Here is a 15,580-nt window from a genome sequence, read left to right on the forward strand (position 1 = left end):
TACAGATTAATGTCAAAAGAATTGATGAAAACTTAACAATTTATCATTTTCAAACGATTAGCTTTATTTCGTGTTTATAATACGGTTGGTTATTATACAATAAACGATAATATGGGCAAAACTATTGTTCAACGCATTCGACATTTTTCGCCAAAGTCCTATTGGAAGGAGCTAATAGCTGTTTTGGTCATTTTGTTAGCGTTTGTTTTTTTTAGAAATGAAAGAAAAGAGCTGGCCGCCATTATTCCCCAATTAAAGGCGGCAGATCTGACTTGGGTTTCGGTCGGCATTGGTATAACCCTGCTCTATGTCCTATTGCAAGGTCTGATGTATGTGCAGAGTTTCAAAGCCATTGGTCTTTCGATCAGTTTGAAAATGGCCATAGATCTATTCTTAAAAAGAAACCTGCTCAGTGTATTCCTCCCAGCAGGTGGTATTAGCTCACTCGCCTATACCACCACGCAGTTGCGAAAGAGGAATCTAAATACGACACAGATTCATCAGGCTGGTGCTCTCTATGGGTATGTGGGACTGCTAACCGTATTTCTGATCGGTGTACCCGTGATATTATATACCATTTGGGACAATAAAAATTTTGGGGATGCTTGGATTTCATTACTGATTTTGGGTGTGCTTTTGGCCGTTGTATTCTGGTTGGTATGGTCCTTTCGTACACATAAAGGGATCTATCGATGGGTGGAATTAAAATTTCCGGCAGTTGCCTCCAATATTGACGAGATATTTTCTGGAGAGGTGAAGATGAAATATCTCTTAGGGACGGTATTGGCTTCAATCGTCGTGGAGTGCTGTGGGATAGCACATGCTTTTGTCAGTATGTATGCTCTGGGCTTGGATCATTCCTTTGAGGCGGCAGCTATTGCCTATACGGTTTCAGTGGTTTTGATGATTGTATCCCCTTTTTTGCGCGGATTGGGGGCAGTGGAGTTAACTATGCTATATATCTTCAAAGCATACGGCTACGGTCAGGCCGAAGGTTTGGGCATAACCATTCTTTATCGGGTATTCGAATTCTGGCTGCCGCTATTGTTAGGATTGATTGCTTTTGCTTGGCGGGGTAGGCAGCTTTTAGCACGTGTAGGACCAGCCTTGCTGATTTTCTTTTTGGGTATGGTCAACATTGTTTCGGTACTGACGCCACCATTGGCAGATCGCATGAAGCTAGACCGATTTTATTTACCTCTCGAAGCTATCCATGCATCTAAGTTTATGGTATTTGTTTTAGGAGTAGGTTTGTTGGTTACCTCAGCCTATTTGATCAAAGGTTTTCGAGTGGCATTTTGGATAGCTGTTGTGTTCAGTGCGCTTTCTTTATTTGGACATGTGTTTAAAGCATTGGATTATGAAGAAGCATCAGTGGCCCTATTGACCCTGATCTTTTTGGGGATTAGTTACAAGCAGTATCGGATTAAAAGTAATATTCGTTGGGTAAGGATCGGATTCGTAACCTTTGCCGTCGGATTAATTGGGGTCTGTTTATTTGAAATATTAAGCTTTTACTTTATTGATAAACAGCATTTTGGTGTTGAGTTTACTTGGCGACAGTCCATTTATCATACCATAAGAAGTTTCCTGTTATTCGCTGATGATGATCTGATGCCACACACCAATTTTGGACAGGAATTCATGCGGATTACGCAAGTTTTGGGGATTTTTTGCTGGTTTCTACTCATCTATGCGCTGGCTCGCCCGCGCTTGATCAGCGACGAGGATTCGAGTAAGTCTGAACTAGAACGGGCACAACAGCTGTTGGACGAATTTGGACAGTCACCGATGGATTTTTTCAAATTGGGGAAGGACAAATATCTTTTTTTCTCTGAGATTTCTGAGGGTTTTACAGCTTATCGACTAGCAAATGAGTTTGCAATAGTATTGGATGAGCCGGTCTGCGAACAAGGAGATAAAGAAGAACTGGTTGAAGAGTTTGATCGGTATTGTTATGCAAATGGATTAAAGGCTATTTATTATCGGGTTGATGAAAATAGTCTGGTTCATTTCTCATCGCTTCGCAAACAGAAGATAACAATTGGTCAAGAAGCTGTTTTGGAATTAGAGACATTTACACTGGAAGGAAAAGACCGCAAATCACTGCGTAATGGACTTAATGCAATTCAGAAAAAAGGGTTTACCACAGCAGTATTGAAAGCTCCGCAGCAACTAGAGACCTTGGAAGAGCTTAAGGCTATTTCTGATGAATGGCTGAAGGAATTTGATAAAAAAGAAATGGTCTTTTCCCAGGGGATGTTCAATGCCGAAACGCTCGTCGAGCAGGATATTATTGTCCTTAAAAATGATAGTGACAAAATCGTGGCGTTCCTGAATATTATTCCTGATTATGCCAAGGATGAATGCACTTATGATATGATCCGAAAGTCAGTGGAAGCACCAGGCGGCAGTATGGATGCACTAATAGTTGAGATGATTAGCTACGCAAAAGCCCAAAATTATAGCTATTTGAATATGGGAATGGTTCCCATGACTGGGTTGGAAACAACAGATAGTCCAGCAGAAAAGATTATGAAATTTGCTTCCACACGGTTGGGAAACTTCAAACATTATCATAGTTTGCGCGATTTTAAAGAGAAGTATGCGACCTTTTGGGAAAACAAATATCTTATCTTTGATAATGATTTTGATCTGATACAGCTTCCTGTTGCATTAGTTAAGGTGATGAAACCTAATGATTAATATACTTTGGAGCCTTATTCAGCAAGCATTACTGATCCTATGAAGAAGTTGACCGTTTTATTTATCATTGGTTGCATGGCATTTCATGCAATCGCCCAACAACGTTTGATCGAAATGAAATATTGGAATAATAAGGCAGTATTACCTCTGGTGCTTTACTTGAGTGGAGATGGTGGATTCAATTCTTTTTCAAATAAGATATGTCAGTTGATTGCTGATGCGGGTTATGCTGTGGCTGCTATTGACTCCAAGAACTATTTTTGGAAGAAAAAGACCGCCAAGGATATCGCCGCGGATATTTCGAATACCCTCAAAAACCTTATTTTGGCAAGACAGAACCAGCAGCTTTTTATTGTGGGGTATTCTTTTGGAGCAGATGCAGTGCCTTTTATCATAAACCGTATTGATCCCTTAGTAAAGAAAAATGTGAGAAGCATTGTACTTTTGGAGCCTTCGGTCTCGACAGATTTGGAGATTCATATCGCCGATATCTTGGGGCGGAGTAGTACCAAACGTAGTCTCGACGTTGTTGCCGAGATTAATCGGATAGAAGGGGTTAAAACGAGCATTGTTTTGGGAGATGATGAGGCCGAATTTCCGGTAGAGAAGATTCGATTGAAAAACTTTAACAGGAAATATCTTTCAGGCGGACACCATTTTAGTGGCAATGCAGATAAAGTGGTTAAGACAACCCTGTCTCTTTTTTAGAATTTCTTATCCTAGATCAAATAAATTGATAAAAAGACCCACTATTTTTGAATTAGTTTTTAAATAGAGAAGACACATGGAATTAGGAATAGGAATGTTTGGTGACTCCAGGATAGATCCAGCTACAGGTCAGATCCAGGCTGCACAGGATAGAATGAAAGAAATTATTGAGGAAATCAAACTAATGGATCAGGTTGGGTTGGATTTCTTTGGTATCGGCGAGCATCATAGAGAAGATTATGCTGTCGCTGCTCCCGAAATTATACTGGCGGCGGCTTCCACAGTGACCAAAAATATCAAGCTAGGTAGTGCTGTCTCGGTATTGAGCTCTGCTGACCCTGTCAAATTGTTTCAAGATTTTGCAACAGTCGATCTGTTGTCCGATGGTCGGGCAGAGCTTATGGCAGGTAGGGGCTCGTTTATTGAGTCATTTCCACTATTTGGATATGATTTGAAGGATTATGCAGATTTATTTGAGGAGAAACTGGAACTACTACTACGATTGAATAAACAGAATCCGGTAACTTGGCGTGGAAATTTTAGAGCTCCTTTGATCAATCAAGAAATTTTTCCACGACCAAAGAATGGATTTTTGCCAATCTGGGTTGCAGTGGGAGGAACCACTTCATCTGTTATCCGTGCCGGAAAATTGGGTTTACCTGTCATGTTCGCGATTATTGGGGGGATGTATGAAAGTTTTGACCATTTGTTTGAAATGTATCGCCAAGCTTATGAAGATAATGGACACGATATGTCAAAATTTCAAGTCGGTGTTCACATGCATGCCTTTTTTGGTGATAACAGTGCGCAGATTGCGGACTATTATTATCCGATCTACTCGGCACAGATGAATCGGATCGGAGCAAGTCGCGGATGGCCACCCTATCAAAAGACACAATATGACTTTGGCAGATCGTCTCGAGGGCATCTTATCGTTGGTGATGCAGAATATGCAGTTGACAAAATTTTGGAGATCCATGAGAAATTTGGATTGACCCGTTTCTCGGCACATATGGACGTTGGCGCACCCGGACATAAAGAAATGTTGCGGTCCATTGAGATCTATGGCGAAAAAATAGCACCTAAAATTAGGTCGGTAATTAATAAAGATAGTTAAAAGAGCACATTATCATTTTTTTTAAGCAGAGATATTGCCTACCTTTGTCAGTAGATTATTTTAGATAGTAGAATGCTTGGACTTAAGTTGTTGACAGATCCGCGATGGGCAAATATCGCTGAAGGAAATTTGGAGGAGATTCTGACAGATCATGCTTGGTGTGAACAGAAAGCCGCTTCAAATGCAATATCCTTGATCACAAACAACTCAGAGCATGAGGATTTGGTTCATGAATTGACAGCTATAGCCATTGAAGAAATGGAGCATTTCAAAATGGTTATTGATATCATCAAAGAACGAGGCTATACATTGGGGCGTGAGCGGAAAGACGACTATGTCGGTCAGCTGATGAAATTCTCCAAAAAAGATGGTAGCCGAAATATGGCTTTTATAGACAGATTACTATTTGCTGCGATGATCGAAGCGCGTAGTTGTGAACGGTTTAGAGTTTTATCACAAAATATTCAAGATAAGGATCTTGCTCAGTTTTATTACGATTTGATGGTGTCCGAAGCAAACCATTACACAACTTTCCTGAATTTTGCAAGGAAGTATTCCGTAGATGTGGATGTGGACAAACGTTGGAAGGAATGGTTGGATTTTGAGGGTAAACTGATCCAGTCTTACGGAAATAAAGAAGCCATACATGGCTAAAGGATAGCGAATCTACCTATTTTAAAACACATACATAACAGTTGTCCCGTTCTATTTTCTTTAGAACGGGATTTTTTGTCACTTAATTATTCTTATCTTTGTACCGTGATTGAAAAAAGTAAAATAATAGATATCAGGAGTTTGTCTTTGAGTCAGATCAAAGATCAACTGACCGCGTTGGGTGAGCAAGGCTTTCGTGCAAAGCAGATTTACGAGTGGCTATGGGAAAAATCCTGTGTAGATTTTGATCAAATGAGTAATTTGAGCAAGCCCCTACGCGAAAAGCTGAAAGAAAATTTTACGATTAATGCTGTCAAAGTTAAAGAGTCGCAAATCAGTTCAGACAAGACGATAAAAAGTAGCTTTAGGCTTTATGATGGTAATATCATAGAAGGTGTACTTATTCCCGCACCTGAACGTATGACAGCCTGTGTGAGCTCGCAGGTGGGCTGTAGTCTGACCTGTAAATTTTGCGCGACGGGTTACATGGATCGAAAACGTAATCTTAATGCAGATGAAATTTATGATCAAGTGGTGTTAATAAGTAAACAAGCTGAGGAAAATTACAATCAGCCGCTAACGAATATTGTCTATATGGGCATGGGTGAACCGCTGTTGAACTATGCCAATATGATGAAGTCTGTTGAGCGTATCACAGCTCCAGATGGTCTTAATATGGCTGCCAAGCGAATCACCGTATCTACTGCCGGTATTGCGAAAATGATCAAAAAATTGGGTGATGATCAGGTGCGTTTTAACCTGGCCCTTTCGTTACATGCAGCCAATGATAAAAAGCGGAATGAGATTATGCCGATCAATGAGCAGAATTCCTTAGCTGCATTGGCGGAAGCACTGAAATACTTTTATGCGAAGACGAAGAGCCCAATAACATTTGAGTATATTGTTTTCAATAATTTCAATGACGAATTGGAGGACGCAAAGGAACTTGCTCGATTCTGTAAGCATGTGCCTTGTAAAGTAAATTTGATTGAGTACAACCCAATTGCTCTTGCTGACTTCCTGAATGCGGAAGCTGATAAGATCGATGTATTTGCCAACTACCTCAAAAGCCAAGGAATCATTACCAATGTAAGAAGAAGCCGAGGAAAAGATATTGATGCCGCTTGTGGACAATTGGCAATAAAAGACAAGGATAAGGAGACTTCAGAGGCGTAGTTTACAAGATTGTTGGTATCTTTAACTGAGGGAGTTACCTGTATGCAATTTGATCTACGAAATATTCTGGGTGATTTTGTCGCCATATTCTTTCCCAAGGAATGTGCGTGCTGTGGTTGTGCGCTTAAATATCAGGAAAAATATATCTGTATTGCCTGTGATTTCCATTTGCCTTATACCAATTTTCATACTTACTCGGATAACGATACTGCCAGGCAGCTTTGGGGGAAAGTCCCTATCGAAGAGGCCTGTTCTTTTATGCTCCTACAAAAAGGGAGCCGTGTGGAGCGTTTAATTTACCAGGTTAAATACAATAACCAACCCTTTTTGGCTGAATATCTTGGTTATCAGTATGGCCTCAAACTGCTTGAATCAGAGCTATATCGGGGTTTATCAGCTATTGTTCCAATTCCTTTACATGCGAGTAAACACAGGAAAAGAGGATATAACCAATCGGCATATTTTGGACGGGGCCTGTCTCGAGCAATGAATATTCCTTTGCGGGAAGACGTTCTGAAACGCCAACGGGCGACAATGACGCAGACAGGTAAAGACCGTCTATCACGGTATGAAAATGTAGAAGATGTATTTGTCTGTAGACAGTTTTCACAACCGTTGGGAGAACATGTTTTACTTGTTGATGACGTTCTAACAACCGGCGCGACAATCGTTTCCGCAGCACTTATGCTACAGGAATCCCTAGGGTGTAAAGTGTCGGTAGCGACTTTGGCTCGTGCTCAATAGTTTCCTAAGACAGCTCACGATAAAGTAATGGTTGATCTGGCGCTAAGAAGCGAAGAAAGCCTATGTTTGCTTTAAGGAGATATCCTAGACCCTTCTATTGACATAATTCAATAGATAGGCAAACCCCGCCATACCAATACCTACAGAATCAGCAAATAAATCCCACCAATCACCACTACGGTAAGTAAAAATATAGAGTTGTAGTAATTCGGTTAATCCTGCAAATAAAACACCCAGAAAAGACACAATAAAAATTGGGAGCCAACGTGTTGGTTTTCCTCTAAATTGTTGTATAACACCATTATATAGGAGTGTGCAGAAAACGAAAAACATGCCTGCATGAACAAGTTTATCCATGCCTGGGTAGCTAGGAACTGCATCAAAATTATTTCCAGGTAGCGTACATAAAACAATAACTACGATGGCCCAAATAAAACACCATTTATAGTCCAATAGGATTTTAATCATGGGGATAAATATCCAAAAATTTCTTGACAGAAATGAAATTTAAATAATTTTAAAAAATTATTATACTGATAATCAGTTGATTATTATATTTATTTTGTTTTATATGGTACTATGTATTGCATGGTACCATAAAATACATATATCTTTGTATTGTTATGATAGCTGAAAATACACAAATCCAAATGAGGAAGGGGATACTTGAATATTGTATCCTATCCATAATTTCTCGAGGAGAAATTTATGCCTCCGATATTATCAGCGAACTGAAGAAAGCCCAATTGTTGGTTGTGGAAGGAACCTTATATCCGCTTTTAACACGTCTAAAAAATAATGGCTTGTTGAGTTATATATGGAAGGAATCGACTTCAGGTCCGCCTAGAAAATATTATGAAATTACCCAAGAAGGGCTCGATGTCCTTTCAAGATTGGATGTTACCTGGAATGAATTAGTGTTTGCTGTAAACACGTCATTGGTAGGTAGAAACAATGATTCAACTAAACCAGTTAAAGACAATAGCGATGAATAAGACAATAATTATCAATATAAATAGCATCGTCTTCCATATTGAGGAGGATGCCTATGAGGTACTGCGGTCGTACATGATTGATATACAGAAGCATTTTGGTCAATCGGAGGATAGCCGCGAGATTTTAGAGGATATTGAGAACCGTATTTCTGAGATGTTTACAGAGAAGATCCAGGCAGGAAGTAAAGAGGTCCTCAATATGGAAGATGTAAACGCTGTTATTGATCAGATGGGCAGGGTGAGTGATTTCGAATCGGAGGATCAGGACGACTATGCTTCTTTTCGCCGTGAGACAAATTCCGATGGTTTTAAAGTCGGCAAAAAGCTGATGCGTGATCCCGATGATCGCGTTTTCAGTGGTGTCTGTAGCGGTCTAGGTCATTTTTTTGGTATTGAGGCCAAATGGGTTAGACTACTTTTTGCATTGTTTGTCATCATCGGAGGATCGGGGCTGTTGGTCTATGTCATTCTTTGGATTGTAATGCCACCCGCTATGACCAGGGCGGATAAAATGGAGATGCGAGGCGAAGCACCGAATATCCAGAATTTTAAGCGCTCTTTTGATGAGGAAATGAGTGGTGTGCGGGATACGTTTTCACGCGGACTGGATCGGACAGGAGATGGGGTGACAAAACTATTGCAAATCATTGTAAAAGCAATTGGTGTCTTTTTTGTCATCCTTGTTGGGGCAACGCTCATTGGATTGATTATCGGATTAATATTCTTTGCATTAGCTATTGTGAATGTGATTCCTGATGTAATGGATGACTCTGGGCCATTCTATTTAATGGAACCTAACGATGTACCTTTTGCTTTGATAGCTGGCTTTTTGTCTATATTCGTTCCTCTTGCCGGATTATTTTACTTGCTTCTACGTGTTCTTTTTGAAAAGAAGCCAATGAATAATTATCTGACAACAACGCTCTTCCTAGTGTGGTTGGCATCTATAGGAGCGATTATCTACTATTCTACTTCGATAGCAAAAGAATTTAGAGAATCGAGTACTATTGTCGAAGAAAAGCCTTTGCAAAAACAATCCATGTATTTTTTAAGTGAAAATGATATTCGGGTAATCCGTTTAAAAAATGGCGTTAAAAGCGGTGTCGGCATAAAAAGCGATAATTTTTCGTCGTATCTGAAACGCGATATTCGGATCCGGATCGAACGCATTGATTCATTGCAGGCTCCATATGTACGCTATGAATATTCTGCCAAAGGAAACACTTATAAAATGGCTACAGACAGGGCTGCCAAAATCAATTATACCCTTAAACAAGATTCAACTGCCCTGATTTTTGATAATGCATTCCAGTTGAGTGAGGGTGAGCGTTACAGGGATCAAGAGGTAAATGTTACGTTGTTCTTGCCTGTAGGCACCAAGTTGGTGATCAATGATAACCTGGAGGATAAATTACGTGACATCTCATTTTATGATTGCCGTGACCGATACAATAAAGATTTAAGGGATGTAAGAGATGTCGAATTTGTAGTGACTTCGCTCGGCGTAAAATGTGCCTTGCCAGAAAAGGAATCTGAGGAAGAAGAAACTGATGATTCGGATAGCAATCATATTGTTATTGCTGATACATCCATTGTAATTCGTAGGGATACGATCATCAATGCGAAAAAAGACGGTGTGTCTGTTCAGATAAAGAAGAAATAAATCTTTAAAAGTTTTCCGCTCCAGTGGAGCGGAAAACAAATTATACAAGCCAATACCATTATGAAACCTGCATGAGCTTATTCAATCTGTAAAGTCAGATGAAAATTTGCCTCATAGGAGCTTCATTGCCTTAAAAAAATGATTATCCCAATGAAAAAGTGTTTTTACTTCTTACTGTTAAATTTGCTGATTGTCTCCTTTGTGCATGCGCAGGTGAAGGTTACGGGGAAAGTGCAATCCGCAGATAATGTGCCCCTACCTTTAGCAACTGCTTATCTGATGAAAATCAATTCTGCTGTTGTCTTAAAGGCTGTAGTCACCAATGAATCGGGAGAATACCAATTTACAGATGTGAGGCCGGGAAACTATCTAGTCGAGGCAAAGATGATCGGTTATGCTTCAAATCGAAGCGGTTCATTTGTTATCGATAAGTCCGATCATTCACTTTCGGTGATTCAGCTGAGTGCTGATAGCCGAAAATTGCAGGAAGTCACCGTGGAAGGGAAGCGCCCAATGGTCGAGAGTAAACCTGGCAAGTTGATTCTAAACGTAGAGAATTCTCCATTAGCAGCAGGCAATAATGCATTGGATATTGTCCAACGGGCACCTGGTGTGAGTCTCGACAACAATAATAATTTGCAGTTGATGGGGCAATCGGGAGTAGCGGTTACCATTGATGGACGACAGACTTACATGTCTGGTGAACAGTTGCTTAATTTTCTGAAAAGTACAGATGGCAATCAAATTAAATCTGTGGAGGTGATTACGACCAGAGCCGCAAAAGATGATGCCGAGGGAGCTGTGGGAACGATTAATATTGTCCTTAAAAAGAATCGGATGGAGGGGTTTAACGGAGCCTTTAATCTGACGGCGGGGCACGGTGAAAAATTCAGGGGAAATAGTTCCCTTTCATTGAATTACAAAAGGAATAATACCACGCTGTTTGGATCATATGCCTATTCTGATGAGAAATCTCATCGTAAGTTGTATATCGATCGTGTCATACAGAATGGTGGTCAGAAGAAATATTTCAATCAAAAATCAACATTGGATGAGGATGAGCGCAATCATTCTTACCGTTTCGGTGTTGAACAAAAGACATCTTCAAGAAACACATTGACCCTTCAATTCAATGGATCTAATAATACCGAATACAATGACAATAATAGTAAAACCAACATTGGTACAGCTGTATCTGTTTATGATACGATATTAAGCTCTTCCTCTTCTTTCAAAGAATTGTTTGACCGTTATTCGGCTAATTTCAATAACGAGTTTAAGATAGACTCTAATGGACGGAAACTGACTGTTGATCTAGACTGGAGTAAGTTTAGGAGCAATAAACGTGTTACTTATCTCAATCAATATGCAGATCTCGCTGGTAAACCAGTTGGTCCACAGGAAAATGAACGTAGTGGAATGCCAATTGGTATTGATATCTATGTTGCAAAATTCGATTATGAACATCCCTTATCAAAAAAGTCAAAGCTTGAGATGGGGGTTAAATATTCGAATGTAAAGTCTGACAATGACCTCCTTTTCGAAAAGCTACAAAAAGACGCCCAGCAGAAAGACTCTCTGTGGATAAATGATCCGACACGGACAAACCATTTTGTATACAAAGAGCAAATCGTTGCGGGCTATCTGGATTATAATACCAGTATCGGAAAGTGGAGCCTTAAGGCCGGTGTGAGGGGAGAATATACGATTTCGGACGGTAATTCTCTTACGACAAGTAAACGTGTGAAACGTGATTATTTTCAACTTTTCCCCAACGCTAATTTGACCTATTCGCTCAATGAAAACCATATACTCTCATTAGGTTACACCAGAAAAGTGACGCGTCCTAATTATCGACAATTGAATCCATTTGACTATTATATTGACAAGTTGACCTTTGAGCGCGGAAATCCTTATTTGAATCCTCAATTTTCCAATGAGTTCACATTAAACTATACACTATTGCAACGTTATAATGTGACACTGGGAGTTAATGATGTAAAAGATGCGATTGTAGAAAGTATGGGACAGGATTCGGTCAAAGGTGAAACCTGGGTCATTCGGGAGAATTTAGGGCGGAACCTGAATTCCTATTTAAACCTCAATATTCCTGTGACTGTGTCGAAGATCTGGAGTATGAACAATAACATCACTGGAATCTATTTTGATTTCGATGGTATGATTTCAGGTATTCCGGTCAAACGGAAATCATTTCTGCTTCAAGCGAATTCTATGCATAATCTAAAATTAAGTAAGAGCCTTACCACCAATGTTAATTTACGCTATTTCTCACCTTTTAAATACAGTGTATATGATCTAGAAGGGCGATGGGATATGGAAGTCGGTGCGACCAAAACATTTAAGGATCAACGAAGCTCATTAAAACTAGCTGTTAGTGATTTGTTCAATACAGGCAATCAGAATTTACTCACTACTTTTGGCGAATTTGATTCTAAGATCAGGCAGCGTCAAGATCGCAGGGTAGTACGATTGACCTACTCGTATAAATTTGGTAATCTTAAAAACAATTATCGTAAAAAGGATACGAGCAACGAAGAGAAAGACCGGGCTCAATAGAAAGCTTAATAAAATATGTGGTAACAAAAAAGAGGGCAGTTCAATTAAATGGACGCCCTCTTTTGGTTTATACTAACTACTAAAAAATATACTTTGTACTCAGGAAGTTGGACTCATTTTCGCTAACAATCTCATTTAAGAGTTTTTTGTTTTCCTCGGTAAATTTGGCTGCGACCAATGAACGGATGGAGAACGAGCGTAATGCATCTACCACAGATAATGTTCCCTCGGCGCTATCTTTTCTTCCTGTGAATGGGAAGGTATCTGGACCGCGCTGACATTGGCAATTGATATTGACACGGCTAACCTGATTAACCAATGGGTCGATTAAAGATGAGACTACCGCCGCGTTATTGCTGAAAATGCTCACCTGCTGTCCATGAGATGAACCGATGAGGTATTCGATAGGCTCTTCCAGATCATCAAAAGGCACAACAGGGATGACAGGTCCAAACTGTTCTTCTCTATAAAGCTTCATCTGTGAATTTACCGGATAGACAATAGCAGGATAGAAAAACGATTCGGCAACCTGACCGCCGTTCTCGTTCACTACTTTTGCACCATAAGCTTTCGCATCTTCGATACATTCAGTCAGATAAGCAGGTTTATTAACTTCTGGAAGTGGTGTTAAGGATACTCCTTTCTCCCATGGCATTCCATATTTAAGTTTGCTCACTTCGGCAGAGAGACGTTTTAAAAATTCCTGAGCTAAGCTGCGGTGTACATAGATTATCTTCAATGCTGTACAACGTTGTCCGTTGAAAGATAATGAACCCAATACAGTTTCGGAGACAGCTAGATTTAAATCCGCATCTTTTGTAATAATTGCTGCATTTTTGGCATCCAATCCTAAAATTGCACGCAATCTATTCACTTTTGGATGTAACTTTTTAAGTTCGTCAGCTACACGGCTTGAACCGATTAAGGTCAATACATTGATCTTGCCGGATTGCATCAAGCTAGGTACGATCTTGTTGCCTCGACCATAGATAGTATTAACTACACCTTTTGGAAAACTTGTTCTGAAGGCTTCTAATAAAGGGTAATGTAATAGCGTTCCGTGTTTAGGTGGTTTGAACAACATCGTGTTCCCCATGATCAATGCAGGGATCAATGTTGTAAAAGTTTCATTTAATGGGTAGTTGAATGGTCCCATACATAAGACAACACCTAAAGGAGATCTTCTGATCTGTGCAATGATACCCTGTTCAATTTGAAAACGTGATGAATCGCGGTCTATATCTTTTAGTGCATCGATTGTCGCATAGATATATTCTACTGTGCGGTCAAATTCCTTTACAGAGTCTGCATAAGACTTGCCGATTTCCCACATAATAAGCTTGACAACAATGTCCTTCTTGGCAATCATCTTTTGTGTGAAATTTTCAACACAGGTAATACGATCGGCAACACTCATTGTTGGCCATTCTCCACGTCCGTTGTCGTATGCTTTTACAGCGGCGTCAAGGGCTTCGATGGACTCTTTTTCTGTACAAACAGGAAAGCTGCCGATGCGCTTACGTTTCAAGCCATCCTTAGTCTTCACACAAATCGGTGAAAATACCTCGTTTACTTGACCCGTCCAAGAAATCATTTCTCCATTGGAAAGGAACTCTCTTTGATCGACCTGTTCGTCCAGTGTAAATTCTGCGGGAATGTCTTTCTCCTCGTAGAAGATACCTTCTAAGTTTAAGCTCATTGTTTTTAAAAAATGGTTTAGATTGATATTTGTAATGATATTGCTAATATAATATAAATTTTACAATATATGTTAATTTTTTATTAAAATTAGTTTAGGTACTAGTATTTTCATTACGATCCATGCAATCAAATAGGCAATCGAGCAAAAAGAGAAGATGATAAAATATCCTGCTTCCTCGCCTTTAAAGCCCATAAAGGTCATTTGCGTTTCCTTGGCATAATCGAATAACCATCCTGATGTTTTATTGATGATAAAAGCACCAACGCCACCCGCAAGTCCACCGATTCCAGTAACCGTTGCAATGGAGCGTTTTGGGAATGCATCTCCGATTGTCGAAAAAATATTAGCGGACCATGATTGGTGCGCTGCGCCTGCAAAACCGATCAAGATTACAGGTATCCAGTAGGATATATGTCCCAAGGGTTGGGCCAGGAGAACCACTAATGGAACAAAAGCGAATAAAAGCATGGCTTTCATACGACCTTCATAGGCATTCATACCTTTCTTCTCAACGAAATAGGTCGGTAACCAGCCGCCATAAATGGAAAGCATTGTAATTGAATAGAGCACGAATATAGCCAGCTGTCCTTCAGTATCGGACGATTTTATATCGTATACAGCGGAGAGGTAGGCTGGCATCCAAAATAGGAAAAACCACCAAACACCGTCTGTCATAAATTTTCCGAAGACAAAGGCCCAAGTTTGTTTGTATTTAAGGCATTCAGAAATTGTTGTTCTTGGAACTTTTGTATTCCCCTGTAGTTCCGGCTGCTGCTCGTGATCATCCTGATTGATATAGGCTAATTCTGCAGCATTTACTTTCGGATTTTCATCTGGTTTTTTATAAAGAAAGATCCAGAAACCCATCCAAACGAATCCTAGGGCACCAATAATGATGAATGACATTTCCCAGCCCCAATGTGCGGCGATAACAGGGATGGTCAAAGGTGCAGCCAGGGCACCTATTGTTGCACCTGAGTTGAAGATACTTGTCGACAGCGCTCGATCTTTCTTTGGGAAGTACTCGGCGGTAGCTTTGATTGCCGCAGGAAAGTTCCCGGCCTCTCCAACGGCGAGGATAAAGCGGGCAAAGATAAATAAGTTGACACTGACGCTAATGACAAGACCCGCATTGTTAACATGAGAAATCGCTTCTTTTGCGCCTTCAAAGCCTACAAACCATTCACCAGCGACAATGCCGGAAGTCGCGATGCCACAAAAAGCGTGCAATATGGCGCCAATAGACCAAATTCCAATAGCCCATAAAAATCCTTTTTTTGTATCCATCCAGTCTACAAACCGACCTGCAAAAAGCATACTGATGGCGTAAAAAATCGAAAATAAAGCTGTAATATTACCGTAGTCTGTATTTGTCCAATGGAATTCGGGGCTAATAAAATCTTTCCAGGTCAAAGAGAGTACCTGACGGTCTAAATAATTGATCGTAGTAGCAAAAAATAGTAGGGAGCAGATTACCCAACGGTAATTTCCCTTTTTCTCCGTATTCATCATAATAGGTTTATAAAGTTTGTTTTTTT

General features: G+C 40.0%; 12 protein-coding genes. 9 read left to right on the top strand and 3 right to left on the bottom strand.

The genetic code is table 11. The features are described from left to right. The first annotated feature begins 111 nt into the window (after positions 1–111). From M2408_RS04190 to M2408_RS04215, 6 genes are all read left to right on the top strand, one after another. The gene (locus tag M2408_RS04190) at positions 112–2,706 is read left to right on the top strand and encodes a phosphatidylglycerol lysyltransferase domain-containing protein (protein WP_259179552.1); all 2,595 of its coding nucleotides are present in this window, start codon (positions 112–114) and stop codon (positions 2,704–2,706) included. 75 nt (positions 2,707–2,781) lie between these two features. Further along, a complete protein-coding gene (locus tag M2408_RS04195) occupies positions 2,782–3,414 on the top strand; it encodes a virulence factor (RefSeq protein WP_259179554.1) in 633 nt (210 codons plus the stop codon). A 76-nt stretch (positions 3,415–3,490) separates the two neighbouring features. Beyond that, entirely contained in the window at positions 3,491–4,531 is a 1,041-nt protein-coding gene (locus M2408_RS04200) for an Atu2307/SP_0267 family LLM class monooxygenase (protein ID WP_259179556.1), read from the top strand. A 72-nt stretch (positions 4,532–4,603) separates the two neighbouring features. Beyond that, positions 4,604–5,185, top strand: a complete 582-nt coding sequence (locus tag M2408_RS04205; protein WP_120260452.1) for a tRNA-(ms[2]io[6]A)-hydroxylase — start codon at positions 4,604–4,606, stop codon at positions 5,183–5,185. 108 nt (positions 5,186–5,293) lie between these two features. After that, a complete protein-coding gene (gene rlmN / locus M2408_RS04210) occupies positions 5,294–6,361 on the top strand; it encodes a 23S rRNA (adenine(2503)-C(2))-methyltransferase RlmN (protein WP_208642585.1) in 1,068 nt (355 codons plus the stop codon). A gap of 42 nt (positions 6,362–6,403) precedes the next feature. Then, positions 6,404–7,105: a ComF family protein gene (locus M2408_RS04215; protein ID WP_259179558.1), complete on the top strand. Its 702-nt coding sequence runs from the start codon at positions 6,404–6,406 to the stop codon at positions 7,103–7,105. Positions 7,106–7,189: 84 nt separating this feature from the next. On the opposite strand, the gene M2408_RS04220 is transcribed toward M2408_RS04215, so the two are convergent. Then, positions 7,190–7,573: a VanZ family protein gene (locus tag M2408_RS04220; protein WP_259179560.1), complete on the bottom strand. Its 384-nt coding sequence runs from the start codon at positions 7,571–7,573 to the stop codon at positions 7,190–7,192. Between the two features lie 155 nt (positions 7,574–7,728). On the opposite strand from M2408_RS04220, the gene M2408_RS04225 reads away from it, so the two are divergent. From M2408_RS04225 to M2408_RS04235, 3 genes are all read left to right on the top strand, one after another. Beyond that, positions 7,729–8,100, top strand: a complete 372-nt coding sequence (locus tag M2408_RS04225; protein ID WP_120260448.1) for a PadR family transcriptional regulator — start codon at positions 7,729–7,731, stop codon at positions 8,098–8,100. Continuing rightward, a complete protein-coding gene (locus M2408_RS04230) occupies positions 8,093–9,763 on the top strand; it encodes a PspC domain-containing protein (RefSeq protein ID WP_259179563.1) in 1,671 nt (556 codons plus the stop codon). Before M2408_RS04225 ends, M2408_RS04230 begins: the two co-directional genes overlap by 8 nt. 150 nt (positions 9,764–9,913) lie before the next feature. Then, the gene (locus M2408_RS04235; RefSeq protein WP_259179566.1) at positions 9,914–12,340 is read left to right on the top strand and encodes a TonB-dependent receptor domain-containing protein; all 2,427 of its coding nucleotides are present in this window, start codon (positions 9,914–9,916) and stop codon (positions 12,338–12,340) included. Positions 12,341–12,419: 79 nt separating this feature from the next. Here M2408_RS04235 and M2408_RS04240 read toward each other — a convergent pair whose 3' ends face one another. Together M2408_RS04240 and M2408_RS04245 are read right to left on the bottom strand one after the other, a co-directional pair. Further along, on the bottom strand, positions 12,420–14,039 hold the full coding sequence (locus tag M2408_RS04240; protein WP_120260446.1) for an NADP-dependent glyceraldehyde-3-phosphate dehydrogenase: 1,620 nt from the start codon (positions 14,037–14,039) through the stop codon (positions 12,420–12,422). 72 nt (positions 14,040–14,111) lie between these two features. Next, positions 14,112–15,551, bottom strand: coding sequence for an MFS transporter (locus M2408_RS04245; RefSeq protein WP_259180321.1), 1,440 nt, complete (start codon positions 15,549–15,551; stop codon positions 14,112–14,114). Between the last annotated feature and the right edge of the window lie 29 nt (positions 15,552–15,580).

Source organism: Sphingobacterium sp. BIGb0165, from assembly GCF_024810095.1.
GTDB lineage: Bacteria > Bacteroidota > Bacteroidia > Sphingobacteriales > Sphingobacteriaceae > Sphingobacterium > Sphingobacterium detergens.